The organism is Vibrio sp. ZF 223 (assembly GCF_003050585.1).
GTDB lineage: Bacteria > Pseudomonadota > Gammaproteobacteria > Enterobacterales > Vibrionaceae > Vibrio > Vibrio crassostreae.
Map to the genome: position 1 here is coordinate 106,876 of NZ_PIGB01000007.1, position 25,881 is coordinate 132,756.

Genomic DNA, 25,881 nt, shown 5'->3' on the forward strand with positions numbered 1-25,881 from the left:
AAATCTAAATTCTTTGACTTAACCTCCGGGAGAATTCTTGCTCCCGGGTATACGTAAATCTCCCCGAAAGACTAGATAGGGTGATGATGGTGATGAATGTTCATTACTAATTTACGCATACTTATAAGCTCTTCAGTTGTTTGCTTTCTTGTCTCCACACTAACTAAGCTGAGATCCTTTTTCAACCATTTATTCTAACTTTTTTCACGAAACTTAAAATTAAATTAACAAGCACAAAAAAGGGAGGCCAATGCCTCCCTGATAGTTTACTGATTAGCTTTCAGTTTTAGCTTTTGCACGTCGCCATTTTACAGCGAGAGAAGTAAGCCAATGCAAAACATACAGCGACAAACGTTAGAGACGCTGCGCCAAATGCGATGCCAATTGAAGATGTCATACCTAGAGTAATGAAACCAATGCACGATACGAACGCTACAGACAACGCGTATGGAAGCTGAGTCGATACGTGGTCGATGTGATTACAACGAGCACCAGTAGAAGACAGAATCGTCGTATCAGAGATTGGAGAACAGTGGTCACCAAATACAGCACCCGCTAGAACCGCACTTAGCATAGGAAGAATCAGCGCGATGTCCGATGCTGCAGCCATGTCGCCCGCGATAGGTAACATAATACCGAACGTACCCCAAGATGTACCTGTCGAGAACGCCATAACGCCCGCTAGAAGGAACAACATAACCGGTAGCCAGTGGTAATCAATGCTGCCTGTTACTAGAGACGATAGGTAAGAACCCGTTTTCATGTCGCCGATGACAGAACCGATAGTCCATGCAAACACAAGAATCAGAATCGCGCCAAACATAGAGCTAGCACCGATCCACATTGTTCTTGCGATATCAGCCATAGAGAGCTTTTGCTTGAATACTGTCGCTAGTGCTACTAGTAAACCGATAACACCACCGTAAACAAGAGACTTACCTACATCCGTGTTTTCGAATGCACCTAGAAGGTTGAATGCTTGGTCATCAGCAGCCAGCGCTTGGCCACCTGTGTAAAGCATTGCTGCAACTGTCGCTACAATTAGCGATACGATTGGCATAACCAGATCAGAAACTGAACCGTTTTCGCTCTCTTCGATATCTAGCTCTTCGTTTAGATCGTGTGCTTGCTTTTGATCGTTGTCGCCTTCAAAGCCACGGCCTTGAGATGCTTCGATTTCATGCTCACGCATCTTACCAACGTCTAGACCGAACCATGCCACTGCAAACACCATTAATAGTGCGAATACAGCGTAGAAGTTCATTGGGATAAGACGAACGTATGCACCCAGTGCAGAATACTCTGTCACACCGTGTGTCACTAAGATGCCACCAATGATAGTGATGATGTAAGCACCCCAGCTAGAAGCAGGCATGATCACACACATAGGAGCAGCCGTTGAATCTAGGATATAAGCAAGCTTAGCGCGAGATACGTAGAAACGGTCTGTTACAGGACGAGAGATGGCACCAACCGCTAGGCTGTTAAAGTAATCATCAACGAAGATGAATACACCTAAGAAAGCAGCAAGTAATTTTGAACCACGTTTGCTCTTAACGCGAGACTGTGCCCACTCCGCGAATGCGCGAGTACCGCCAGACAGTGTTAATAGTGCAGTTGTCATTCCAAGAATAATTAGGAATGCAATGATGCTCATGTTCCAAGTGTTGATGCCACCATCTTCGATGAAAACACCAGATGCTTTAGTAAACACGTAACTAACTGCGTTACCTACTGAGTAGTCAGCAAGTAGAATCGCACCCATGATGATACCGACACCCAAAGAAACCAATACACGGCGGGTAACAATAGCAAGGCTCAAAGCCACAAGGGGCGGAAGCAAAGATAAAGGTGATGTTGCAAAATCTATTAAATTCATGATCTTCAAAAACCAGTTTTTTATTTGGCTAGAGATCTACTGCAGACAAACTTGATACGGCTGACCAAGCTCATGTTGAACTAAGCGAAAGGGAAGTGAACACTTCACCCAACCCTACAGTAGCGCTCCATAGTTTAAAATTAAGACTATGGCAGTGTTGTACCTATTGAGCACAACCCCAGCAAATTGCTTAGATATACAATTTACTTCGGCAATTACACCTTTCATTCCCGTTCATTGGCATCACCCCAACGGAAGTTACTTTTTATAATTGCACCTCTACGTGCGATAACATTATTAACCGTGCAAACCAGAGTTTAACAACAAATTAACCAATACCTCGCATCAGGTAGCCGCAATTGTACTCATCAAGAGCAACAATGCAACATATCATTCCGAGAAAAATAGCTTTTTGCTAATGAACTAATCAATAAGAGAATAGTCTACATAAGTTAACTACTCCACCAGTCACATATCAGTTTTTAAGATAATCTTAATAATTATTATAAATTCGATAGAAATACGGCTCTGAATTTTCAACTATTCATCTCACTTTTATATTTAAATATGTAATAGAAGAAATACTATTTGTTTTATTCCTAGGCTCTGTTTATTATTAGGAGGATTATTTAGTTTACCTTGATGGAAAATATCATGTCTGAATTAACAAAAACTCTATTAAATATCCGCAGCCTTCGTGCGTTCTCACGTGAATTAACTCTTGAGCAACTTGAAGAAGCGCTAGACAAGCTGACTATTGTTGTACAAGAGCGTCAAGAGTCTGAAGCTGAAGAGCGTGCTGCTAAAGCAGAGCAAGAAGCTAAGCTTTCTGCTATTGCTGAACAAATTGCAAAAGACGGAATTGATGTTGCAGATCTAATTGCAGCACTTTCTGGTGAAGCAAAATCTAAAACAACTAAAGCTAAACGCGCTCCTCGCCCTGCGAAATACAAATATGTAGACGGAAATGGCGATGAGAAGACTTGGACAGGTCAAGGTCGTACGCCTTCAGCTATCCAAGAACAGCTAGATGCTGGTAAATCTCTAGAAGAGTTTGCAATCTAAACATTTAGTTTACTTAGTGAGTAATCAATTACACGCTAAGCAATAGAATTAATATTTTAGTCGACCAAAGTATTATTTACGGCTTCAATATATTCAGAAACAAAAAAGGCTCCTTTCGGAGCCTTTTTTATATTTGTACTATCAGTATTAGAAACTAACTGATACTGATACTGATAGTACTACTGATTAAAGAAAGTAACTTATCTTTCCCAGTACGCTTCTTCTAGGCTATCTTCTCTTTCAGGAAGACCACGAGATAAACGTGGAGAGTGTTGAACCAACACTTCATAGCTAGCACGGTTTGAATATTTACAAACTTGTGAGAAAGAAGAATAGGTCAAAAATGAATGTTGGTGCTTACTTGAGTTTGGCACGTTTTCTTTGTGGTACTTATTCGCAGCCATATCATGTAATAAAGCCGATAAAGCAGCATCACCTGCACCATTGGTATTTTTGATTTTTTCCGGACCACCCATGTATGGCGCAATATGCGAATACACTTTGGTTGGGTTTTCACATAAATCTTTATGCGCAGGACGGCTAAATTCAAAACGGTTGAACTCTGCGATTGAACCTGGAAGTAAAGGCAGTGACGTTTCACGTTTAGCTGCATCTTCCGTGTAACCCGCCATGAATAGGCCAACAGGTCCCGCGGTACATAGAACAAGGTCTACCCACTCTAACGCTTTATCTGAAGCAGCAAGCGGATCACTCTCGCCTGTCAATGCTTCAGCTTCATCTTCATTCATTGCAACAACAGTTACGTGTTGCTCAAGGAAATCTTTCCAGAATTCTGGATCATCTTGAATAACAAATTTAGTACCAAGGGTTAAAACAACAGGCACATCGTATTTCTTCGCGTATTCGATCGCTTTCATTGTTGCTTCAGGCATAGGGTCACCTGGCTTACAACGAACTAAATAAGCCGTTAAAACTAAAGCAGAAGCACTTTTGAAGATCTTTTCAGGAATGCTTTCTGGTTTTAATTGGTTCATTTGTCCTTCGCTAATTGCGAAAGTACGTTCACCGTCTTCTGTAATTAATGCAAAGCAGCGACCAATTGCGCCATCTACCCCTTGTAAATGGTTCAGATCCATTCTGCTTGATGTATTACATAAATAGCGGTAACCGTAGCTACCAATCTTAATATCTTGGCTCATTACACCCAGTAGAGTAGAACGGTCATCCGCTAGCACTGAATAGTTGTGTAATGTGTTACCAATTGTGCCACCAGCGTATTCATTGGTAATCAGGCACTGTTCTTTTAATTCTTGATATAAAGATTCAGCGGCTGCGTCACCAATAACCAGTGAATGTCCCTTGCTCAAACCATACTTCTCAATAAGTTCAGAACTCACCTTTGCTTCAATATCCACCAATGTTTGGTCAATACCGATAATATGAGTGCGTGACATTCTTTTACTGCTTTGAGCTTGGCTCACTAGAGGATCACGAGCGTGAACCGGAAAGTAGTGCTTTGATTTACGTTGTCCAGGGAATTTCATAGGGCTAGTCTAAGTCAAGGGGAAATAGGTGGCGGATTCTACCGCGCTATATTTAACGCGGCAATCTTTCAAACTATAGCAAACGTTTGCTGAAGGTTTTTTTTATTCGCCTTCCATAAAGCTCAGATCAGGCAGCATACCCAAATGCTCTGCGTAACGTTTTTGATTGAACTCCGCGCCGTTTTTCATAACGTCAAAGACTTCAATTGCCAGTGCACATGCCATAGCCGCAATTGCCTCTTCACGAGGAGTACCAGTCATCATTAAACGCATCAGCGTCTCTTTAACTTTTACAGGTTCGCCATCTTCAAGCTGGTTTTCGATAATCTCAATCAGCTCTTCTTCTTGCATAAATTCATTTTGTTCAGACATTTTTTTATCTCAGGTCTTGGATTTCGAGCGACTATGCCACATATACTTCTGACATCCTAGCGACTCACCTCGCTCTCATGCGATTCTCTAACAAAGTCAGCGCACTATTTGTGCAAATGAAACTGTGATTCCGGTCTCGGATCTGTCACGGCGTTTCTCTTTCTGTTAGAATCTGCGACCAAGTAATAGTAACGGTGTTTAGACATGTCAGATATCAGCTCTGGAAACAGCGAAAAGAAAGTAATTGTCGGTATGTCCGGCGGTGTAGATTCGTCAGTATCGGCGTATCTTCTTCAGCAACAAGGCTATCAGGTAGAAGGCCTTTTCATGAAAAACTGGGAAGAAGATGATAACGAAGAATACTGCACGGCAGCTGAAGACCTTGCTGATGCTCAAGCGGTATGTGACAAACTAGGCATCCACCTACACACGATCAACTTTGCTGCGGAATACTGGGACAATGTATTCGAGTACTTCCTTGAAGAGTACAAAGCGGGTCGTACACCGAACCCTGATATCCTTTGTAACAAAGAAATCAAATTCAAAGCATTCTTAGAGTTTGCGGATGAAGTGCTAGACGCAGACTATATTGCGATGGGTCACTACGTTCGTCGTACTTTCCCAACTCAAGAAGAGCTTGATGCTGGCGTAAAACCAGAAATGCTACGTGGTCTAGACAGCAACAAAGACCAAAGCTACTTCCTATACACGCTAAGCTCAGATCAAGTGGCACGCAGCCTATTCCCTGTCGGTGAATTAGAAAAGCCAGAAGTGCGACGTATTGCTGAAGAGCAAGACTTGATCACAGCGAAGAAGAAAGATTCTACAGGCATCTGCTTTATCGGTGAGCGTAAGTTCACTGAATTCCTAGGCAAATACCTACCAGCACAACCGGGTAACATCGAAACACCTGAAGGCCAAGTGATTGGTCAACACCAAGGTTTGATGTACCACACGCTAGGTCAGCGCAAAGGCCTTCATATCGGTGGCACTAAAGGTGGCGGCGGTAATGAAGAACCATGGTTTGTTGGTGAAAAAGATCTCAAGCGTAATGTTTTGATCGCAGTACAAGGTAAAGACCACCCTCTTTTGAAATCAGAAGGTTTGATCGCTTCTCAGCTTCATTGGGTAAATCGCACACCAATTACTGAAGTTATGACATGCACGGTAAAAACACGTTACCGTCAGACTGATATTCCTTGTACAATCATCCCAATTGATGATGAGAACATTAAGGTTATTTTTGATGAACCTCAGATTGCTGTGACCCCAGGTCAATCGGCAGTGTTCTACCTAGACGAAGTATGTCTTGGTGGCGGTATCATCGAAAAACGCATCTAACTAATCGAACGACAAACGATAGAAGACAACTAGGAGTTACTACGTGGCTAATACACTTTATGACCGTACTATTGCTTTCGCCGGAATTTGCCAAGCTGTGGCTTTGGTTCAACAAGTAGCGAAAGACGGCCATTGTGATAAAGATGCCTTCGAAGCTTCACTCAGTGCTATTTTAAATACCAACCCAGCAAATACAGTTGGCGTATTTGGACGTGAAGCGAACCTAAAGCTTGGCCTTGAGTGCTTAGTAAAAGGTATCGATAGTACTCCAGCTGGTAGCGATATTACTCGTTACATTATCAGCTTGATGGCTCTTGAGCGTAAGCTATCTTCTCGCAACGACTCTATGTCTCAGCTTGGTGACCGCATTCAAACTGCAGAGCGCCAAACTGAACACTTTGATCTGTTTGACGAGCAAATGATCAGCAACCTTGCGAGCATCTACCTTGATGTTGTGAGCCCAATAGGCCCTCGTATTCAGGTTTCTGGCACACCAGCTGTACTTCAACAAACCTCGAGCCAACATAAGGTTCGCGCACTGCTTCTATCAGGGATTCGAAGCGCTGTGTTATGGCGCCAGGTTGGTGGTAAACGCCGCCACCTTATCTTCGGTCGCAAGAAGATGATCGAGCAGGCTCAAATCCTACTAGCTCGAATGTAATTTATTAGCTCGCGCCTTGTCGCGAGCTTGTTTTTTGTATCAACACAACTCTCACGCAAACGATTGCGCAATGTGCGTGACAATTGAGATTGTTACTGGTATAAACCTCTCAAAATTTAGAAAACTCAATTCAGGAGAACACCATGGAACTGTCAGCATTGACTGCTGTTTCACCAGTAGACGGCCGTTACGGAAGTAAGACTATTGCATTACGCAGCATCTTTAGTGAGTTTGGACTACTAAAGTACCGCTCTATCGTTGAAATTCGTTGGTTACAAAAGCTTGCAGCTACTGATGCAATCAAGGAAGTACCAGCGTTCAGTGCAGAAGCTAACCAGTTTCTTGATGAACTAGCCGCTAACTTCAGCGAAGAAGACGCTCTGCGTATCAAAGAGATCGAGCGCACGACAAACCACGACGTAAAAGCGGTTGAGTACTTCTTGAAAGAGAAAGTTGCGGGCGTTCCTGAGCTTCACGCAGTTAACGAATTCATTCACTTTGCATGTACTTCTGAAGACATCAACAACACATCTCATGCGCTTATGCTTAAAGAAGCTCGTGACACAGTGATTCTTCCAGAAATTCGTAACGTAATTGATGCTATCAAAGCACTTGCGAACGAGTACCGTGACATTCCTCTTCTTTCTCGTACACACGGTCAGCCAGCTTCTCCTTCTACTATGGGGAAAGAGATGGCTAACGTTGCGTACCGTATGGAACGTCAATACAAGCAAATCGAAAGCGTTGAGATCCTAGCGAAAATCAACGGCGCGGTAGGTAACTACAACGCACACCTTTCTGCATACCCAGAAGTTGAATGGCACCAGTTCTCTGAAGAGTTCATCACTGAATCTCTTGGCGTAACTTGGAACCCGTACACAACTCAAATCGAACCTCACGATTACATCGCTGAGCTATTCGACGCGGTTGCTCGTTTCAACACGATTCTTCTAGACTTCGACCGTGACGTTTGGGGCTACATTGCTCTTGGTCACTTCAAGCAGAAGACTATTGCTGGCGAAATCGGTTCTTCTACAATGCCGCATAAAGTTAACCCAATTGACTTCGAAAACTCTGAAGGCAACCTTGGTCTAGCTAACGCAGTATTTAGCCACCTTGCACAAAAACTTCCAGTTTCTCGCTGGCAACGTGACCTAACTGACTCTACAGTTCTTCGTAACCTAGGTGTTGGTGTTGGCTACGCAATCATTGCATACACTTCAACTCTGAAAGGTATTAGCAAGCTAGAAGTTAACCGTGAAGCACTACTTGCTGAACTAGACAAAAACTGGGAAGTTCTTGCTGAACCAGTACAAACAGTAATGCGTCGTTACGGCATCGAGAAGCCATACGAGAAGCTAAAAGAGCTAACTCGTGGTAAGCGTGTAGATGGAGAAGGCATGCGTGCATTCATCGACGGTCTTGAAATCCCTGCAGACGAGAAAGTTCGCCTGAAAGAGATGACTCCAGCAAACTACATCGGTCAAGCAATCGAGCTAACTGACAAGCTGTAAGATTCGAATCGCAGAATAGACTAAGGCTTCCCATGTGGAAGCCTTTTTATTGCGCGGAATTAAATCTATCGACACAAGAATCGTAAACATAAGAACACCAAGCCTCCTCCAATTGATCTACTCGCCCCCTGCTTATTCAATTTAATCACCTAGCGACAACTACACCTCGTATCTCATACTTCATGTCTCAACACTTGTTATCTTAAGCGCCAAGATCAAAAAAGGCCTCCCGAAGGAAGCCTTTAGATTTTTCTTGTCGACTAGCGATGGCTAATCATATTAGAAATTACATGTTACGTAGAGACGCAATACGCTTATCTAGTGGCGGATGGCTCATTAATAGCTCAGTAAGAGACTTCTTACCGTTAATACCAAACGCCATCATAGAACCTTCTAATTGCGGCTCGTGGCTCACTTTTAGACGCTCTAGCGCTGCAATCATCTTATCTTTACCTACCAAGTGCGCAGCACCTGCATCAGCATGGAACTCACGATGGCGGCTGTACCACATCGTAATGAAGCTCGCTAGGAAACCAAATACCAATTCCAGCACCATAGACACACCGAAGTACACCATCATGTTGCTGCCACCCTCTTCTTCGTTGTCATTCGACGCAACAATGTTGGCGATGAAACGAGATAGGAAGATAACGAACGTGTTCACAACACCCTGCATTAGAGTCATTGTCACCATGTCGCCGTTCGCGATATGGCTAACTTCATGAGCCAATACCGCTTCAGCTTCATCACGCGTCATGTTGTGCAGCAGGCCTGTTGATACTGCGACCAATGAATCGTCACGCTTAGCGCCTGTCGCGAATGCGTTGATGTCTGGCGAGTCGTAGATCGCCACTGTTGGCATACCAATACCAACCTGTTGAGATTGACGGCTTACCGTCTCCATCAACCAATGTTCTGTTTCGTTGCGCGGGCTTTCAATGACCATGCCGCCTACAGAGCGTAGCGCCATTTTCTTTGACATCATTAATGAAATGAATGAGCCGCCAAAACCAAATACCGCAGCCATCACCAATAAGCCTGAGAGGCTACCGGGTTGCATACCTGTGACTGCGTATACAATATTAAGAACAACACTTAGAACCAATACAACCGCTAGGTTGGTTGCAAGGAACAACATTACTCGCTTCATTACTTATCTCCGCATGAAAGCTGTTTTTATAAAACTTATTGTTATAGACAAGGTAGACAGCAATAGATTCCAACCTTGAAGACTTATACTTACTTATACATATAGTCTTAGATTAAGAAAACAAGGTTAAGCATTAAATTGCAACATTTGATTACGAGACCATATCCGAATTAAATCTAGTCTATTAGACCTAAGTCGTATGGTGTCGATATAACAATCCGTTTACAGTGACTTCAGATGATTTATTGGCTAGTCCATGTACAAAAAGGGAAGAATCATGGTTGAAGGTACTAACACTCAAATGGCTATCGATTTACTGTGCTGTCACCTAGGGATTACTGAAGAAGAAGCGAAAAAGCAGATCGGAATCCTAACACCGCAAACTGCACAGACAAAGATCACAGAAACACAGCAAGCTTTAATGGGACTGACAAAAGAACATTAATCCCAAGCTTTCTATTAAAAGACCGGTTGTTTATCAACTTAAGATCTAAAGGCTTAAAATAGCAAAAGGGCTGCAATCGCAGCCCTTTTCTTATTTAGTACATAAGGTGATAATTAAAGCGCAAGCAAAGGCTGCACATCAATGTACTTACCAATGTTCTTAGACTTCGCTTTTGGTACGTAAGGGATTTCACCTAACTTTGGCGCACCTAGCTTATCTTCAAGCATCGCAATAATATCTGCGTAGTGCTCAGTACCCGGATTGATACGGTTTGCGACCCAACCTACTAGGTTTAGGCCATCAGCACGAATCGCTTCTGCCGTTAATAGAGCGTGGCTCAAACAACCAAGCTTAATACCCACAGTAAGTACTACTGGCAACTGCTCTTTTTTAACCCAGCTAGACAAATATTCATCATCTGAAACCGGTACACGCCAGCCACCAGCACCTTCAACTAGAACTATGTCAGAATTTTGCTTATGCTGTTCTAGCTTCGCTGATAATACCGCTTCATCAATTACAACACCGTCATGTTTAGCAGCGATGTGAGGCGATGACGGTAACAATAGCGCATACGGGTTGACGTCTTCGTAAGCAATATCTTGCGTCGCTGCTTCTTGAAGATGCAGAGCATCACTATTACGTAAACCTTCAGGGGATTTCTCACTCCCTGCTGCAACTGGCTTGTAACCAATTGTTGATAGATCTTGTGCGGCCAAAGCTTGAAGAATCGCTTTTGAAACCACAGTTTTTCCCACTTCGGTATCCGTACCTGCAATAAATAATGCATCAATCATAATTGAATAACCCCTAAACAAACTTGATATGTTGCTGGCAAGAAACCTTGATGGTTTTTAAACTCTCGATATTCCCGTTCAACAAGCTGCAACATGCGACGACTTGTTAAACCTTGTGAGCGACCACTTACGTGATTAGCGCCAATACCTTTAAGGTCGCGCATCAGTTCAAACGCAGTGTCGTACCAAACGGTGATGGTGGGCAAGTCTAGTTGATGAGCTGTACAGCTAGATTGCGCTAACGCAATTTTTACCTGATTGATTGTAATAAAATGGTTAACGTGTTGATGTGAGTCAATTTTAGACCACGACTTTTTCAACTCAAACAGTGACCCATCAAGCAAAGTTGAGAAAATAACACGCCCACCAGCGGCAGCAACACGCTTCATTTCTCTCAAAGGCGACGATAAATCGTCACACCATTGCAACGCAAGGCTTGAAAAAACGATGTCAAAAGACCCATCTTCAAACGGTAATTGTTCGGCATCAGCTTGTTGATATAGACAAACACTTGCGCCACAGCGCTGTTCTGCTTTTTGCAGCATTCCATCAGAAAGATCAGCGCATACCACTTCAGCACCGCGTTTCACCATCTGTTCGGAGAAATAGCCAGTCCCACAACCTAAATCGAGCACCTTTAACCCTGAGAGGTCGCTCGGTAACTTATCCAATAGCCGGTGACCAACATCGCGCTGAAACTCAGCGTGTTTATCATAGGTTGTTGCTGCTTTACCGAAAGCTTCGGCAATCGCACTTTTATCTTGGCCTATGTAATCATGCACTACTGCTTCTTGTGACATTTACTGAGCCTCATTATTTAGCTCTATTGCTTTAAGCAACGAGCTGGTTAACTGAAGAATCTGTTTCTGACTGTGGTTAGCCGTTAGCGTGATTCGTAATCGAGCGGTTCCGGCTGGAACGGTTGGCGGCCTTATTGCGGTCACCCAAACTTGGTTTTGCTTTAACTCTTCAGCTATAGATAATGCAGCCTGAGCTTCACCTATCACAAATGGCTTAATTGGAGTCTGAGTATCAACAAAGCCTTTCACGCCATTCAGCTGCTCTGCATAAAGAGCCTCTAACTCGGTTAGCTTCTCGCGACGCCACTCTTGTGTTTGAATCATCTGACACGCATGAGACAAAGCCACTGCTTGTGAAGGTGGCATTGCCGTCGAATACACATGATGACGAGCGAACTGAGTTAAGTAATCACCCACTTCTGATGAACAAAGAATCGCAGCTCCAGAAAGACCAAAGGCTTTACCAAAAGTCACAATTAAGATATCAGGCGTTATTTGTGCCGCGTTACAGCTCCCCGCCCCTTTATCACCTAGTACGCCAATACCGTGGGCATCATCAACCGCTAGCCAACTGTCGTATTGATTGGTCAGGCGAGATATTTGATTGAGAGGAGCTTGGTCGCCGTCCATGCTGAACACGCCTTCCGTCACAACTAAGGATTGTGGAGAACGGCTCAGTAGCGACTCTAGATGTTGCGTATCGTTATGCTTAAAACGTTTCATTGTTGCAGGAGAAAGCATCCCCGCCTCCATCAAAGAAGCGTGGTTAAGTTTGTCTTGCAACAGTGAGTCGTCTTTCTCAAGAAGAGAGAACAACAAGGCTTGATTGGCGCTGAAACCAGAGCTAAAGAGAATGGCACGTTCAAAGCCCAACCATTCACACAGTTGAGCCTCTAAATTTCGATGAGCAGGACTAAAGCCTGTAACCAATGGCGACGCCGCACTTCCAGCTCCATATTGTGAAAGACCCGTTTGCCATGCATCCACCAGTTCAGGATCGTTCGCCAAGCCTAAATAATCATTACTCGAAAAATTGATGAAACTAGAACCTTCGCTATTCAGCAAAGGTCCATTGCTGTTTTCGAGCACCTTGAGTTGGCGAGTCAACCCTTGCTCATGGCGATGAACAAGGGCTTCTTTAATGCGAGCTTTAAACAGTGGCATCGTAGAACATGTCATCTTTAGTTGGACGAGCCGCAACGCGCTCCACCACTTGATCTAACAGTTCGTTTTCTTGAATTTCGTCTGGCTTTTGAGCCACTTCTTGGCTGTTGATACCCAGCTTCTTAAACAACTGCATATCCGTGTCTTCATCAGGGTTTGGCGTCGTCAGTAGCTTACAACCGTAGAAGATAGAGTTCGCACCCGCCATGAAACACATCGCTTGCATCTGTTCGTTCATGTTCTCACGGCCTGCAGATAAGCGAACCGCAGACATAGGCATCATAATACGTGCAATTGCAATCAGCTTGATGAAGTCGAAAGACTCGACATCATCGACGTTTTCCATCGGTGTGCCTTTCACTTTTACAAGCATGTTGATTGGTACACTTTCAGGGTGTACTGGAAGGTTCGCCAGTTCTACAAGAAGGCCTGCGCGGTCATTGGTGCTTTCGCCCATACCGATGATGCCACCAGAACAGATCTTCATTCCGGCATCACGCACGTGAGATAGCGTATCTAAACGATCTTGGTAAGTACGAGTGGTAATAATGCTGCCGTAAAACTCTGGAGACGTATCAAGGTTATGGTTGTAGTAGTCCAAACCTGCGTCGGCTAGCTCACCTGCTTGATCCGGCGTTAACATGCCCAGGGTCATACAGGTTTCTAGACCCATGCCTTTCACACCTTTGATCATGTCAGTTAGGTGAGGCATATCGCGTTCTTTCGGGTTTTTCCATGCAGCGCCCATACAAAAACGAGTTGAGCCCGCATTCTTGGCTTTTTGCGCTGCATCCAAAACACGCTCAACTTCCATTAAGCGTTCTTTGTCGACATCCGTTCGGTAGTGAGCACTTTGAGGGCAGTACTTACAATCTTCAGGACAAGCACCTGTCTTTATCGACAAAAGCGTACTCACCTGCACGTGGTTGTGCTCTTGGTACTGTCTATGAACGACTTGAGCTTCAAACATTAAATCCATAAACGGTTTTTCAAGCAGCGCTGTTACTTCAGCAACTGTCCAGTCATGACGAACTTCCACGTGTCGATCCTTTTTTTTATTTTTTTGATTTTACAACTCTGCGTCTAGAGTTTGCATTTATGCTTGGCTAGTCTACCGACAAGCTTTAGACTGTCAACACATTGATAATATCAAAAGTTTACATCTGATTATTTTTTAATCACACCAAGAATGGAAGTTACTATGGATCTCGCCTTTGATCGCCAGCATATCTGGCATCCCTACACATCAACGTTAACACCTCTGACCTGCTACCCAGTCACCAATGCAGACGGTGTTTACTTAGAATTAGAAGGCGGAAAACGAATTATTGATGGTATGTCGTCTTGGTGGTCAACTATCCACGGCTACAATCATCCAGAGCTAAATGCCGCTGCTCATAGCCAAATAGATAAGGTTTCACACGTTATGTTTGGTGGTATCACCCACCAGCCTGCCATCGATTTATGTAAGAAGCTTCTCAACCTAGCACCAAGTAATCTTGAACATGTATTCTTGGCCGATTCAGGCTCAGTTGCCGTAGAAGTGAGTCTTAAAATGGCGCTTCAATACTGGCATGCCAAAGGACAACCTCGCTCGAAGTTCCTCACACTCAGAGATGGCTACCACGGTGATACCTTTGCAGCGATGTCAGTGACCGACCCTGACAACTCGATGCACAGCCTCTACAAAGGCTTTTTGCCTGAACATATTTTTGCAGATTCACCGAAAACAGGTTTTTGGGAACAATGGGACGCTAACGACATAAACAGCTTCCGTGAAAAGCTAGCAACACATCATCAAGAAGTCGCAGCCGTGATCTTGGAGCCAATTGTCCAAGGTGCTGGCGGTATGCGCATCTACCACCCTGAGTTACTAAAACAGGTTCGATTGCTGTGTGATGAATTCAACGTATTGCTGATCTTGGATGAGATTGCTACCGGGTTTGGCCGCACAGGCAAACTGTTCGCTTGTGAACATGCCGATGTTCAACCTGATATTTTATGTGTTGGCAAAGCGCTGACTGGTGGCTACATGACCCTTTCAGCAACACTGGCGAGCAAAGAAGTCGCTGATACGGTATGTGGCGGTGAAGCGGGCTGCTTTATGCACGGGCCAACCTTTATGGGGAACCCATTAGCTTGTGCAGTCGGTGCGGCAAGCTTGTCGATCATAGAGCGAGGCGATTGGCAAAATCAGACTCAACAGATCGAACAGCTCTTCTCTGAATTACTGCCACCTTTACGAGAGCATGATCTTGTAAAAGACGTACGCTGGCTAGGAGCGATTGGCGTTGTTGAAACACACACACCTGTCGATATGGAAACCATTCAAGCTCATTTTGTTGAGCAAGGTGTTTGGATTCGTCCGTTCGGAAGGTTAATTTATATGATGCCTCCGTTTATTAGCGAACCACAACATATTGAGCAATTGGTCGCAGCTATCGACACTGCATTACAAAATGCTCATTGCTTTAAATAGTAATTAAATAATGCGTTTATTGTTCTGAACAAGAGCGATGATTATTTCTATATATCTTCAATAATAAATCACTTAATTAAACTTAAAGGCCTTACATAAAAGTAAGGCCTTAACTGTTTTGAAGGTAACCGTCAGTTTAACGTAATTGGCTATCTTTACTTGCTCGACGGTTAAACAATGAATGTCGATGTGCGTCATGCTCTAATATTGACTGACATTCGATACACAAACGAACGCCTTTGATCGCGAGTCGTCTTTGTTCCGGTATCTCATCACCACACTCATCACAATAACGCAAACTCTCACCACCTCGAAGGTTTCCTCTGACACGAGAGATCTCATCATCAATGGTATTTTGTATTTGCTGGCTGACACTATCGTCTCCAGCCCATCCTACGGCCATAAGCCCTCCTCTGTACATAAACGAGAAAATCTTTACCTACCGCGGTAAGAGGACATTATAGCCACATTACAATTAAGTAATAATATGCAAAAATAACAAAACACTATTACTTTTTCGTAATAATATTTAGGTGAAAGTAGTCAAAGAACGCACCAATATATTTTTCAGATAATAAAAAACCCAGCCAATAGGCTGGGTTTTCAATAATTTATGAACTCACTAAATCGTCGAACGATTAACCGATGTGCGTTACACCGCCCATGTATGGCTGAAGTACAGCTGGGATAGCAATACGACCGTCAGCTTCTTGGTTGTTCTCAAGAATAGCAACCATAGTACGACCAACAGCAAGACCAGAACCGTTTAGTGTGTGTACAAGTTCAGGTTTCTTCTCGCCTTTACGACGGAAACGAGCTTGCATACGACGCGCTTGGAAATCCCACATGTTTGAACAAGAAGAAATCTCACGGTAAGTCTCTTGTGCTGGAACCCATACTTCTAAGTCGTAAGTTTTCGCAGAACCGAAGCCCATATCACCCGTACATAGAATTACTTTACGGTAAGGAAGCTCTAGAAGTTGAAGTACTTTTTCAGCATGACCAGTTAGCTCTTCAAGCGCTGCCATTGAGTCTTCTGGCTTAGTGATTTGTACTAATTCAACTTTGTCGAATTGGTGCATACGGATAAGACCACGAGTGTCACGACCGTAAGAACCCGCTTCAGAACGGAAACATGGCGTGTGAGCTGTCATCTTAAGTGGCAGTTCAGCTTCATCAGTAATAGTGTCACGAACCATGTTCGTTACCGGTACTTCCGCAGTAGGGATAAGCGATAGAGTCTTAAGAGGTACGTCACTTACTTGCTCAGTTAGCGGGCTTGTATGGAACAAGTCTTCGCCGAACTTCGGAAGTTGACCAGTACCGTAAAGGCTATCGTGGTTCACTAGGTACGGTACGTACATTTCTGTGTAGCCGTGCTCATCAGTGTGAAGGTCCAGCATGAACTGAGCAATAGCACGGTGTAGGCGTGCGAATTTGCCTTTCATCACGATGAAACGAGAACCAGAGATTTTAACTGCGCTAGCAAAATCAAGACCGCCAGACATTTCGCCAAGATCTACATGATCTTTCACTTCAAAGTCGTAAGCCTTAGGTTGACCCCAACGAGAAACTTCTACGTTGTCGTCTTCATCTTTACCATCTGGCACTTCTGCATCAGGTAGGTTAGGAATAGACATTGTGATCGTTTCTAGCTCAGATTGAAGATCAGCCAATGCTACTTTAGCTTGATCTAGTTCTGCGCCTAAGTTGCCTACTTCTGCAAGGATACGCTCAGCTTCTTCATGGTCGCCTTTTGCTTTCGCTTGACCAATGGACTTCGATCGAGAGTTACGTAACGCTTGTAGCTCTTCAGTTTTCATCTGAAGGGACTTACGTTTTTCTTCAAGTTCACGAATTGTCTCTACATCAAGGGGGAAGCCTCGACGTGCTAATTTTGCCGCTGTTTCATCCAGCTCAGCTCGAAGTAATTTAGAATCCAGCATTGCTAATCCTATGCTTTAGTTATTTGAATATTCAGTAGTCTGCTACTGAATCACTGCTAAACCCCTAAAATTGGTGCTATTTCGACCAATTTATAACGATTTAATTGAAATTTTATGACTAGGTAACGATATCCAAAAAAGACTACTTTTCATAGCGTTTTTGTGGGCTTTTTGCGTCCAAATCCGCCAGATAATCTAGCTTCTCGCCAATTTTGGTCTCTAAGCCTCGTTTTGTTGGGAAATAGTATTGCTTCTCTCCCATTTCAGGAGGTAGATACTTTTCACCAGCGGCGTAGGCTCCAGGTTCGTCATGAGCATAACGGTATTCTTGCCCGTAGCCCATGTCCTTCATCAAAGTTGTGGGTGCATTCCGTAAATGATGAGGGACTTCATATTCAGGCAGATTGTGCGCGTCTGTTAACGCTTGCTTCCAAGCTGTATAAACGGCGTTACTCTTTGGTGCACACGCGAGATAAACAACCGCCTGTGCAATCGCACGCTCCCCTTCAGCAGGGCCAATACGTGTAAAACAATCCCAAGCCGACATCGCGACTTGCATTGCGCGAGGGTCAGCATTGCCAATATCTTCAGAAGCAATCGCCAGCAAGCGTCTAACGATATACAGAGGATCGCAACCTGCCGCAATCATGCGTGCCGACCAATATAAAGCCGCATCCGGGTTTGAACCACGAATTGACTTATGAACTGCAGATATTAGGTCATACCAAATATCGCCTTTATTATCAAAACGAGCGACTTTCTCACCGGCCACTTCAGCCAACAGCTGCAAGGTTATCGATTTCTCACCTTTATCGTTGTCTTCTGCCATGTCATACAGCAGTTCAAGATAATTAAGCGACATACGCGCGTCGCCGTTAACCAGTTCTGCAAGGCGATCTAAAACATTATCAGCAAAATCAGCAGGCACATCACCTAACCCACGTTGCTTATCTTCAATCGCTTGGCGGATGACGAGGGAAATATCCTCGGTATTGAGAGAAGTCAGTTTGTAGACACGCGCACGTGACAACAAAGCGTTGTTCAACTCAAAAGAAGGGTTTTCTGTCGTCGCACCAATAAAGGTCACGGTACCATCTTCGATATGAGGCAGAAAAGCATCCTGCTGACTTTTGTTAAAGCGATGGACTTCGTCCACAAACAGGATGGTTCTGCGCCCTGCTTGCTTGTTCTCACGCGCTTTTTCAATCGCAATACGAATGTCTTTTACGCCCGAAGTTACCGCCGATACGCGTTCAACTTCTGCATTCGCATAGTTTGCCGCTACTTCGGCTAACGTCGTTTTACCGGTGCCCGGAGGCCCCCACAAAATCATCGAGTGGATATGACCCGCTTCCAATGCTCTGCGAAGTGGTTTACCTGGGCCTAATATATGCTGCTGACCGATATACTGTTCGACAGTTTCCGGTCTCATACGAGCAGCAAGGGGACGAAAATCTTCGTCCCCCGCAAAATCTAAGCTGTAATTACTCAATTGCAATCTCTTGATTCGTTGATGGCATTAATGCCTATCGACGTACTACCAAACGATCTGCTTCTTTAGATCAGTTTCTTTGGTCGTCGACCTCGACACCTTCCGGCGCCACAAAAGTAAAACGGTCTGCTGCAGGTTTACCCAAGTCAACATTGCTAAAGGTAAACTCACCTTTTTGACCGTCTTGTTCAATCACATTAAAGCCCTGAACAATGCCTTTCTCGGTGATATTAATCTGGAAGTCACCCTGATTAGAGTCCGCTGCCGTTGGTGTTAGTGTAAATTGGTTACCTGTTTGCGCGACGTTGTAGTTATCCCAATCGCTTTCTTGGTTACGTGTAAGCAAGACAAAAGGTGTTTGCGATGTCGCTTGCTCTTGCCAATAAATACTCACTTGCTCAATGAACGGGCTGTAGTACCACAAGCTTTGGCCATCAGATACCAATAGGTTTTCATCAGGGAAAGTGGTTTCCCAGCGGAATAAGCTAGGGCGAGCAATCTCTACCGTGCCCTCGCCTTCCATGACAACATCACCATCAGGGCTGGTCACGACTTGTTTAAAGTCAGCACTAAAGCCTGCGTTCAATGCCAAACGGCTACTCAACTCTTCTTTCGGAGAAGCAAACACTGAGAAGCTCATAAATAAAAGTGCGAATACTTTTTTCATCAATAATCCTGTTAGAACATAAGTCGGTCATATTTTCGATTTGACCGACTTAATGGGTATGAGTTCCTAGTGGAACTAATCTTTTGGTGGCGCTGGTGCCAAGACTTCTCGGTTACCGTTATGGCCTGGAGCACTTACGATACCTTGAGCTTCAAGTTGCTCGACAATGCGTGCAGCACGGTTGTAACCAATCTTGAATCGACGCTGTACGCCTGAAACTGAACCACGACGTGAATGAACAACGTGTTCTACCACTTGATCAAACAGAGGATCGACCTCTTCATCACCTTCCATCTTCTCACCCGGAAGCAAGGTTTCTGGGGTTTGTTCGCCGTTAGTGATCTCATCAATATAGTTTGGCTTACCACGCGCTTTCCAGTTATTCACAACTGCGTGTACATCATCATCAGATGCAAAGGCACCGTGAACACGAGTTGTATGACTAGAGCCCGGTGGCAAGTAAAGCATATCACCCATGCCCAATAGTGATTCCGCACCACCTTGGTCAAGGATAGTTCTTGAATCCGTTTTGGTTGATACCGTAAAGGCCACACGGGTTGGAATGTTCGCTTTGATAAGGCCGGTAATAACATCCACCGAAGGACGTTGCGTCGCTAGGATCAAGTGAACACCCGCCGCACGTGCTTTTTGTGCCAAACGTGCGATCAGTTCTTCAACCTTCTTACCGACCACCATGATTAGGTCGGCAAATTCATCAACGATAACCACAATGTAAGGCAGCTTCTCAAGCAATGGGGCTTCAGGGTCCATGCTGTCGCCCGGCTTCCACAGTGGATCGTGAATTGGGTGACCCGCTTCCGCAGCCATCTTAAGCTTATCGTTGTAACCTTTAATGTTACGAACGCCTAACGCTGACATCAGCTTATAACGGCGTTCCATCTCGCCAACACACCAACGAAGGGCGTTCGACGCATCTTTCATGTCGGTTACCACTTCAGACAATAGATGAGGAATACCCTCATAAACCGATAGCTCAAGCATTTTCGGGTCGATCATGATGAATCGAACATCTTCCGGTGATGCTTTGTAAAGCATACTCAGAATCATTACGTTCACACCTACCGACTTACCAGAACCGGTTGTACCAGCAACCAGAACGTGAGGCATTTTCGATAGATCAGCAATGACGGCTTCACCAGCGATGTCTTGTCCGAGAACCACTGTCGTTGGAGATTTCGCTTCTTGGAACTGAGGGCTAGCAACCACATCTGAGAAGAATACTGTTTGGCGACTCATGTTTGGCAGTTCTAAGCCAACATAAGGTTTACCCGGAATCACCTCTACGACACGTACTGCCAATGCAGAAAGCGAACGCGCTAAGTCCATAGAAAGACCAGAAATACGGCTTACTTTCACACCCGGAGCCAGATCAAGTTCGAATCGAGTGATTACTGGACCAGGGAAAATATCAACCACATCGGCTTTGATCTTGTAGTCCGCTAGCTTAGATTCCACAAGACGAGCAATTGCCTCTAGTGCGTCACGGTCAATAAAGGTTTCACGCTTTTCAGGGTGGAATAACAATTCAAGTGTTGGTAATGGCTCAGCAGGCTTCGGTAAATTAACATCTTGTTGAACCAAGAACGGGTTCTGCGCCGCTGCCATATTCGCTTGGGCTTCAGAAATAATGCTTTGGAATGCGGCGACATCCTGATCTTGATGCGAAGACTCTTCTTCCGTAACTTCTTCCCAAGGAAGATCAACAGCTGGCTCTTGGCTTTGTGCTGTTGGCTGTTCAGGCTCTGAATGTTCTTCTTGATAAGAGAAAGGTTCAAATTGCTCATCCGCTAACTCTGCATCAGCTTGCTCGGTTTCAGTCTGCTGAGCTTCAGGAGCGAAAGTCTGTTCGTCAGCCTGCTCTTCCGTTACATCAAATGGTGAAGCTTGTGCAGAGAAATCGTCTTCCACAGTTGCTTCTGGCTCACCCATTGGTGAAGCGTATAGAGATTCTGGCTGAACATCTTCAACATCGAATTCATTCGTTACTTCTGGCGAGCTATTGATCTCTGGTTCTGCACTTTCAAGAGCCATATCAGTAGAGGTAACGTCTTGTTGCTCATTCTGCATGTATTGCTGATACGCGATTTGAGATTCATGCGCATCAACCTGTTCTTGCTCCGCAAGATCATCTTCATACATAGCGGCGTTTTCTAGCTGCTCGATAGTGGCATTAAGCTGCTTCGAGCGCTCAATACCTTCTTCTAACGGTTCTTCTGGCGCTTGGTAAACAGGAGCTATAGGGATCGACTCAGGTGCAACTTGAGGTTGGCGCTGAACCTGAGGTTCTTCTTGTTCTGAAGCTTCTTGCTTCGCTGGCGCCTCAACAGGCATGTGAATATTGTAATGGCGCTTCGGTGTCGCAGCGCTCTCTAGCGCACTTGCAGCCGCATCTGACGAATCATTGGTCGCAGAAAAGCTCATTGCAGGATCTAGTGGATCATGCTCTGTTGATTCTTTGTTATCTTCTAAAGCAGGAACATCACGGTAACTCGGCTCTTGATGACGTTCTTCGATTAAATCGCGGTCTGCTGATTCTCTTAGCTGAGGCTCTAGTAGCTCTTGATCTTGGCCACGAGCCTTATTAACAGCAGACGTGAAGAATTTGATGGCACATTCACCTAACCATTCCACAATGCTTAACCAAGAAATACCAGTTAATAGAGTAAAACCAGCACCCCATAAGAAAAGAAGAACCAGCGTACTACCAAGAACATTCAACGTCGGAAGTGCAAGGCTTGTTAAGACGTCACCCACGACTCCACCTGATGAAAAGTACCAGATGTCGTCAAAGTTAATATCCGCTAGACCACAACTAGTAAGGATTAGGATAGTCAGGCCAAGTAAGCGAGTGCCCCACAGCATGAAGTCGATCTGCTCGTCTTCATTACGTTTGCGGAATAATACCCACGCAGCAACCGTCACCAAGATAGGCAAAGGGTAAGCCAAAGAACCAAATATGAAGAAAAGTGTATCCGCCAACCAAGCACCTAGATAACCACCCGCATTTTGAATGTCACCACCCCACGCCGTTTGCGACCATGATGGGTCAGCTGGACTAAAAGTTAATAACGCAACGGCAAGTAGAATAGAGAAGAGAACACCGAGAATCAGGCTGCACTCTTTGAGACGTTGAGAACCACTCAAACGAGGAGACTGAGGCTCTTCACTCGTTTTAATGATTGTTTCTACTTTATTACTGCTCTGCTTGAACATAAACCAACTTAATAATTAAACGGGATAAAAACATCTCGAGCGGCAAAAGCCGCTCGTTTCAATGAAACTACTGTTGATTTAACCATATCAAACAGAAAAACCCAATTCCAGAAAGCAAGAAAGCGGAACAAATGTCCGCTTTCTTTCATTTCACCAATTGTGACTAACGAGTTTTAATCACAAGTTGATTAGTTTGTTTCACTTCTTCCATTACAACGTAAGTTCGAGTGTCGTTTACGCCCGGTAGACGAAGTAACGTATCACCCAATAGCTTACGGTAAGCACCCATATCAGATACACGTGTTTTTAGAAGATAGTCAAAATCACCCGACACTAAATGACACTCTTGGATGTCATCTAGTTTCTGCACAGCGGTGTTGAATTGTTCGAACACATCTGGCGCACCACGGTTCAACGTAATTTCAACAAACACTAAAAGTGAAGCATCAAGGTACTGTGGGTTCAGCAATGCTGTGTACCCAGTAATGTAACCTTGACGTTCTAAACGACGAACACGTTCAAGACATGGAGTTGGAGAAAGTCCTACTCGTTTTGAGAGTTCAACGTTTGAGATACGACCGTCTTTTTGCAACTCATTAAGAATGTTGCGGTCAATACGATCTAGTTCCTTGGACGGCTTCTTATAATTGTCTGCCATTTTTTATTCCACCTTATTACTTCCTTGCAAAAAAATATACTACAACTTTTTAATATTCAGTATCAAATTTTATCTGAACCTATCTATACTAGATATTAATTCGACAGAATTACCCTACACATAGATAAAACAACCAAAATAAAATGAGGAGTCAGGATGATCATTGGCGTACCTAAGGAAATCAAGAACCACGAATACCGCGTTGGTATGACCCCAGCTAGCGTGAGAGAACTAATCTCACACGGCCACCAAGTTTTTGTAGAAACCAATGCCGGTACTGGTATCGGTTTTTCAGACGATGATTACATCGCTGTAGGCGCATCCATTCTTCCTACTGCTGCTGACGTTTTCGCGAAAGCAGAGATGATTGTAAAGGTTAAAGAACCTCAAGCTGTCGAGCGAGCTATGCTTCGCGAAGGGCAAATATTATTTACCTATTTACACCTTGCACCAGATTTTCCACAAACTGAAGAGCTTATCAAGAGCAAAGCTGTCTGCGTAGCCTATGAGACTGTAACAGATAATATGGGTCGCTTGCCACTATTAGCACCAATGTCTGAAGTAGCTGGTCGTATGTCTATTCAAGCAGGTGCACAAACATTAGAGAAATCTAACGGTGGTTGTGGTCTTCTTCTTGGTGGCGTTCCAGGTGTTGAACCAGCAAAAGTTGTTGTTGTTGGTGGCGGCGTTGTAGGTGCTAACGCAGCACGTATGGCTGTTGGCCTTCGCGCTGATGTTACAATCCTTGACCGTAACGTAGATACACTTCGTCGTCTTGATGAAGAATTCCAAGGTCGCGCAAAAGTGGTTTATTCTACTGAAGACGCTATCGAGAAGCATGTTCTAGAAGCAGACCTAGTGATTGGTGCAGTACTAATCCCTGGTGCAGCAGCGCCTAAACTGGTTACAAAAGAGCACATCGCTAAGATGAAGCCAGGTTCAGCTGTTGTTGACGTTGCAATCGACCAAGGCGGTTGTTTCGAGACTTCTCACGCAACCACTCACGCAGACCCAACTTACATCGTTGATGACGTAGTTCACTACTGTGTTGCAAACATGCCAGGTGCTGTAGCGCGTACTTCAACTTACGCACTAAACAATGCAACACTTCCTTACATTGTTAAGCTAGCGAACAAAGGCTACCGCGAAGCACTTCTATCTGATGAAGGCTTCCTAGAAGGTCTAAACGTCATTCACGGTAAAGTAACTTGTAAAGAAGTTGCAGAAAGCTTTGACCTTGAATACGTAGATCCAGCAGAAGCTATCGCAATGTTTAACTAATGATGTAGTAACTAACTGAGCGTCAAATTTTCTCGTTGAAGCGTTCAGTTAATCCACACATTAAAAAGCCAGTCCGATTTTGTCGAACTGGCTTTTTTGTCTCTATAACACTATCGTTCGAAAGCTATGATTAGCACGCTTTCTAATAACCGCATCGTTTATCTATCGCTCTTAACACCATGAACCAACAGATTTCGAGGTGTGACACTACGTTCACAAAACTCTTCGATGGTGGCTTCGTAGCCTTGTTCTTTTAAATAAATCGCGCGATCCAACGCTAGCCATATCTCTAATGGTCGTCTAAAGACTTGCTGAACCAGGCTTAGTTTTTCCATCTCCCAGAAAAGTTGCTCCCCTTGAACAAGATAAGACTCAAAATCGGTATCCAAACGAATTGGGAGCTCTTTAATCTCTGAAGCCCATAAACAAAAAGCTTTAAAGCCCGCAGACAATTCTGATTTTTTGATGCTCGGCACGGGAATATATTCATCAATCCCCATTTCAGCCTTGAGTAACTGACTGAAGCCTAGGCGATAACTCATCTCCAATTGGCGATGTCGCTTTACCCTTTCGCCACCAGTAACGGTTTCTTGGAGTGGAATTCGTAAATCACTCTTGCTCAATGTTAAAGCCGAGGCTTGTGCCACTGATGACATCGCTTTGTAGTTGTCGTCACGAATAAGGTGATAACAACAAGGGGATATAGTCACAGCAGGAAGCCCATGCGACACGGACTTTTTAACTAACTCAACATGGAGATCACCACAAGCATGAAGAGCGACCGCATGTTGATTAGAATTAAACACCTTATCAGCACTCTCAGAAAAGGCATCACCTTGAACGAACGTCATTTCTAAACGTTGTGCATCTGCAATCTTTTGGCCGCTTTCGCACAGCGATTGTTGCCACTCGAAGCTGGTCACTTTTTGCTTCGATTGTTGAGATAAGATTCGACCAAGGAAGCCTTTGCCAGAACACCACTCCAGCCACTCTTTACCATGGTGGTGATCAAGTACCGCCTCTCCCATCGACACGATTTGTTGCAACTTTCTACCGGGAATACCATCGGCAGTACCACGAGGGAGGTGGAGCCCTACCAAAGCTGTATTATCAAACTGAATATTTTGATTCGCGAGCTCTAAATCAGGAAGGAAACGAATCAGTTCCTCGGCCAACAGCTCAGGGTTTTCTTTTAAAGTTTGAATGCTTTCAATGCTTAAGTCTTCTAACCAGTCAACAAGTGGACGATTGGCCTCTTGCCATGGTTGCTGTTGAGTTTGGCATAGGTGAAAAGGCTCTGAACGCCAATAAACTTGGTGCTCTAACAAAAATGAGTCGAGAATTGTAAATCGTGAATGCATGCTTCCCCCTATGGTGCGTGGATTGTAGGGGTAAGAGCTTCAAATGGAAAGGTTCGAGACAAAGAGAACT

22 protein-coding genes, 1 riboswitch and 1 other annotated feature (1 of these 24 only partly in view) are annotated in these 25,881 nt (G+C 44.3%); of the genes, 7 read left to right on the forward strand and 15 right to left on the reverse strand.

The features are described 5' to 3' along the window. Window positions 1-96, reverse strand: a sequence feature (His leader region) (it extends 40 nt beyond the left edge of the window). Between the two features lie 190 nt (window positions 97-286). Next, window positions 287-1,879 (reverse strand): Na+/H+ antiporter NhaC family protein, encoded by a 1,593-nt coding sequence (locus tag CWO13_RS14665; protein ID WP_102433209.1) that lies wholly within the window; start codon window positions 1,877-1,879, stop codon window positions 287-289. A gap of 112 nt (window positions 1,880-1,991) precedes the next feature. Beyond that, window positions 1,992-2,169, reverse strand: a riboswitch (Lysine riboswitch). Window positions 2,170-2,533: 364 nt separating this feature from the next. Between CWO13_RS14665 and CWO13_RS14670 the strand changes: the two genes are divergently transcribed. After that, complete coding sequence (locus CWO13_RS14670; RefSeq protein WP_102433210.1) at window positions 2,534-2,944, forward strand: H-NS family histone-like protein; 411 nt, start codon at window positions 2,534-2,536, stop codon at window positions 2,942-2,944. A 200-nt stretch (window positions 2,945-3,144) separates the two neighbouring features. Here CWO13_RS14670 and CWO13_RS14675 read toward each other — a convergent pair whose 3' ends face one another. Next, the gene (locus CWO13_RS14675; protein WP_017065317.1) at window positions 3,145-4,449 is read right to left on the reverse strand and encodes an inosine/guanosine kinase; all 1,305 of its coding nucleotides are present in this window, start codon (window positions 4,447-4,449) and stop codon (window positions 3,145-3,147) included. Between the two features lie 102 nt (window positions 4,450-4,551). After that, on the reverse strand, window positions 4,552-4,821 hold the full coding sequence (locus tag CWO13_RS14680; RefSeq protein WP_010439986.1) for a hypothetical protein: 270 nt from the start codon (window positions 4,819-4,821) through the stop codon (window positions 4,552-4,554). Between the two features lie 204 nt (window positions 4,822-5,025). On the opposite strand from CWO13_RS14680, the gene mnmA reads away from it, so the two are divergent. The 3 genes from mnmA (at window position 5,026) to purB (ending at window position 8,337) form a co-directional block, all read left to right on the forward strand. Then, on the forward strand, window positions 5,026-6,162 hold the full coding sequence (gene mnmA, locus CWO13_RS14685) for a tRNA 2-thiouridine(34) synthase MnmA (RefSeq protein ID WP_017068076.1): 1,137 nt from the start codon (window positions 5,026-5,028) through the stop codon (window positions 6,160-6,162). Window positions 6,163-6,205: 43 nt separating this feature from the next. Continuing rightward, complete coding sequence (gene hflD / locus CWO13_RS14690) at window positions 6,206-6,823, forward strand: high frequency lysogenization protein HflD (protein ID WP_009848813.1); 618 nt, start codon at window positions 6,206-6,208, stop codon at window positions 6,821-6,823. Between the two features lie 143 nt (window positions 6,824-6,966). Then, window positions 6,967-8,337 (forward strand): adenylosuccinate lyase, encoded by a 1,371-nt coding sequence (purB, locus tag CWO13_RS14695; protein ID WP_017057059.1) that lies wholly within the window; start codon window positions 6,967-6,969, stop codon window positions 8,335-8,337. Between the two features lie 286 nt (window positions 8,338-8,623). On the opposite strand, the gene htpX is transcribed toward purB, so the two are convergent. Further along, window positions 8,624-9,487 (reverse strand): protease HtpX, encoded by an 864-nt coding sequence (gene htpX / locus CWO13_RS14700; protein WP_048658307.1) that lies wholly within the window; start codon window positions 9,485-9,487, stop codon window positions 8,624-8,626. 277 nt (window positions 9,488-9,764) lie between these two features. Here htpX and CWO13_RS23485 point away from each other — a divergent pair, with 277 nt between their 5' ends. Then, window positions 9,765-9,932, forward strand: coding sequence for a hypothetical protein (locus tag CWO13_RS23485; RefSeq protein WP_017078977.1), 168 nt, complete (start codon window positions 9,765-9,767; stop codon window positions 9,930-9,932). Between the two features lie 113 nt (window positions 9,933-10,045). On the opposite strand, the gene bioD is transcribed toward CWO13_RS23485, so the two are convergent. From bioD to bioB, 4 genes are read right to left on the reverse strand one after another with little or no spacing between them, the layout of a single operon-like run. Next, the gene (gene bioD / locus CWO13_RS14705) at window positions 10,046-10,729 is read right to left on the reverse strand and encodes a dethiobiotin synthase (protein WP_048658306.1); all 684 of its coding nucleotides are present in this window, start codon (window positions 10,727-10,729) and stop codon (window positions 10,046-10,048) included. Next, on the reverse strand, window positions 10,726-11,529 hold the full coding sequence (gene bioC / locus CWO13_RS14710; RefSeq protein ID WP_102431573.1) for a malonyl-ACP O-methyltransferase BioC: 804 nt from the start codon (window positions 11,527-11,529) through the stop codon (window positions 10,726-10,728). The genes bioD and bioC overlap by 4 nt, the downstream gene beginning before the upstream one ends. Continuing rightward, window positions 11,530-12,693 (reverse strand): 8-amino-7-oxononanoate synthase, encoded by a 1,164-nt coding sequence (gene bioF / locus CWO13_RS14715; RefSeq protein WP_108083121.1) that lies wholly within the window; start codon window positions 12,691-12,693, stop codon window positions 11,530-11,532. Then, the gene (bioB, locus tag CWO13_RS14720) at window positions 12,680-13,732 is read right to left on the reverse strand and encodes a biotin synthase BioB (RefSeq protein ID WP_048609384.1); all 1,053 of its coding nucleotides are present in this window, start codon (window positions 13,730-13,732) and stop codon (window positions 12,680-12,682) included. Before bioB ends, bioF begins: the two co-directional genes overlap by 14 nt. A gap of 162 nt (window positions 13,733-13,894) precedes the next feature. On the opposite strand from bioB, the gene bioA reads away from it, so the two are divergent. Next, on the forward strand, window positions 13,895-15,172 hold the full coding sequence (gene bioA, locus CWO13_RS14725) for an adenosylmethionine--8-amino-7-oxononanoate transaminase (protein WP_102431575.1): 1,278 nt from the start codon (window positions 13,895-13,897) through the stop codon (window positions 15,170-15,172). Window positions 15,173-15,308: 136 nt separating this feature from the next. On the opposite strand, the gene CWO13_RS14730 is transcribed toward bioA, so the two are convergent. From CWO13_RS14730 to lrp, 6 genes are all read right to left on the reverse strand, one after another. After that, window positions 15,309-15,575 carry a DksA/TraR family C4-type zinc finger protein gene (locus tag CWO13_RS14730; RefSeq protein ID WP_048658302.1) on the reverse strand — a complete coding sequence of 89 codons (267 nt, stop codon included), beginning with the start codon at window positions 15,573-15,575 and terminating at the stop codon, window positions 15,309-15,311. Between the two features lie 235 nt (window positions 15,576-15,810). Beyond that, window positions 15,811-17,118: a serine--tRNA ligase gene (gene serS, locus CWO13_RS14735; RefSeq protein ID WP_108083122.1), complete on the reverse strand. Its 1,308-nt coding sequence runs from the start codon at window positions 17,116-17,118 to the stop codon at window positions 15,811-15,813. A 142-nt stretch (window positions 17,119-17,260) separates the two neighbouring features. Beyond that, window positions 17,261-18,616: a replication-associated recombination protein A gene (locus CWO13_RS14740; RefSeq protein WP_276605534.1), complete on the reverse strand. Its 1,356-nt coding sequence runs from the start codon at window positions 18,614-18,616 to the stop codon at window positions 17,261-17,263. Window positions 18,617-18,680: 64 nt separating this feature from the next. Then, complete coding sequence (lolA, locus tag CWO13_RS14745) at window positions 18,681-19,277, reverse strand: outer membrane lipoprotein chaperone LolA (RefSeq protein WP_048668726.1); 597 nt, start codon at window positions 19,275-19,277, stop codon at window positions 18,681-18,683. A gap of 75 nt (window positions 19,278-19,352) precedes the next feature. Beyond that, a complete protein-coding gene (locus CWO13_RS14750) occupies window positions 19,353-22,511 on the reverse strand; it encodes a DNA translocase FtsK 4TM domain-containing protein (protein ID WP_107898762.1) in 3,159 nt (1,052 codons plus the stop codon). Between the two features lie 163 nt (window positions 22,512-22,674). Beyond that, window positions 22,675-23,169, reverse strand: coding sequence for a leucine-responsive transcriptional regulator Lrp (lrp, locus tag CWO13_RS14755; protein ID WP_004734558.1), 495 nt, complete (start codon window positions 23,167-23,169; stop codon window positions 22,675-22,677). A 156-nt stretch (window positions 23,170-23,325) separates the two neighbouring features. Between lrp and ald the strand changes: the two genes are divergently transcribed. Next, window positions 23,326-24,450 carry an alanine dehydrogenase gene (ald, locus tag CWO13_RS14760; protein WP_017060246.1) on the forward strand — a complete coding sequence of 375 codons (1,125 nt, stop codon included), beginning with the start codon at window positions 23,326-23,328 and terminating at the stop codon, window positions 24,448-24,450. A gap of 158 nt (window positions 24,451-24,608) precedes the next feature. On the opposite strand, the gene CWO13_RS14765 is transcribed toward ald, so the two are convergent. After that, window positions 24,609-25,811, reverse strand: coding sequence for a methyltransferase (locus CWO13_RS14765; RefSeq protein WP_108083123.1), 1,203 nt, complete (start codon window positions 25,809-25,811; stop codon window positions 24,609-24,611). Window positions 25,812-25,881 lie beyond the last annotated feature (70 nt).

Bases quoted from the DNA above. Each gene is read 5' to 3' on its own strand.
- CWO13_RS14665 (WP_102433209.1), bottom strand. From the start codon at position 1,879: ATGAATTTAATAGATTTTGCAACATCACCTTTATCTTTGCTTCCGCCC.
- CWO13_RS14670 (WP_102433210.1), top strand. From the start codon at position 2,534: ATGTCTGAATTAACAAAAACTCTATTAAATATCCGCAGCCTTCGTGCG.
- CWO13_RS14675 (WP_017065317.1), bottom strand. From the start codon at position 4,449: ATGAAATTCCCTGGACAACGTAAATCAAAGCACTACTTTCCGGTTCAC.
- CWO13_RS14680 (WP_010439986.1), bottom strand. From the start codon at position 4,821: ATGTCTGAACAAAATGAATTTATGCAAGAAGAAGAGCTGATTGAGATT.
- mnmA (WP_017068076.1), top strand. From the start codon at position 5,026: ATGTCAGATATCAGCTCTGGAAACAGCGAAAAGAAAGTAATTGTCGGT.
- purB (WP_017057059.1), top strand. From the start codon at position 6,967: ATGGAACTGTCAGCATTGACTGCTGTTTCACCAGTAGACGGCCGTTAC.
- htpX (WP_048658307.1), bottom strand. From the start codon at position 9,487: ATGAAGCGAGTAATGTTGTTCCTTGCAACCAACCTAGCGGTTGTATTG.
- CWO13_RS23485 (WP_017078977.1), top strand. From the start codon at position 9,765: ATGGTTGAAGGTACTAACACTCAAATGGCTATCGATTTACTGTGCTGT.
- bioD (WP_048658306.1), bottom strand. From the start codon at position 10,729: ATGATTGATGCATTATTTATTGCAGGTACGGATACCGAAGTGGGAAAA.
- bioC (WP_102431573.1), bottom strand. From the start codon at position 11,529: ATGTCACAAGAAGCAGTAGTGCATGATTACATAGGCCAAGATAAAAGT.
- bioF (WP_108083121.1), bottom strand. From the start codon at position 12,693: ATGCCACTGTTTAAAGCTCGCATTAAAGAAGCCCTTGTTCATCGCCAT.
- bioA (WP_102431575.1), top strand. From the start codon at position 13,895: ATGGATCTCGCCTTTGATCGCCAGCATATCTGGCATCCCTACACATCA.
- CWO13_RS14730 (WP_048658302.1), bottom strand. From the start codon at position 15,575: ATGGCCGTAGGATGGGCTGGAGACGATAGTGTCAGCCAGCAAATACAA.
- serS (WP_108083122.1), bottom strand. From the start codon at position 17,118: ATGCTGGATTCTAAATTACTTCGAGCTGAGCTGGATGAAACAGCGGCA.
- lolA (WP_048668726.1), bottom strand. From the start codon at position 19,277: ATGAAAAAAGTATTCGCACTTTTATTTATGAGCTTCTCAGTGTTTGCT.
- CWO13_RS14750 (WP_107898762.1), bottom strand. From the start codon at position 22,511: ATGTTCAAGCAGAGCAGTAATAAAGTAGAAACAATCATTAAAACGAGT.
- lrp (WP_004734558.1), bottom strand. From the start codon at position 23,169: ATGGCAGACAATTATAAGAAGCCGTCCAAGGAACTAGATCGTATTGAC.
- ald (WP_017060246.1), top strand. From the start codon at position 23,326: ATGATCATTGGCGTACCTAAGGAAATCAAGAACCACGAATACCGCGTT.
- CWO13_RS14765 (WP_108083123.1), bottom strand. From the start codon at position 25,811: ATGCATTCACGATTTACAATTCTCGACTCATTTTTGTTAGAGCACCAA.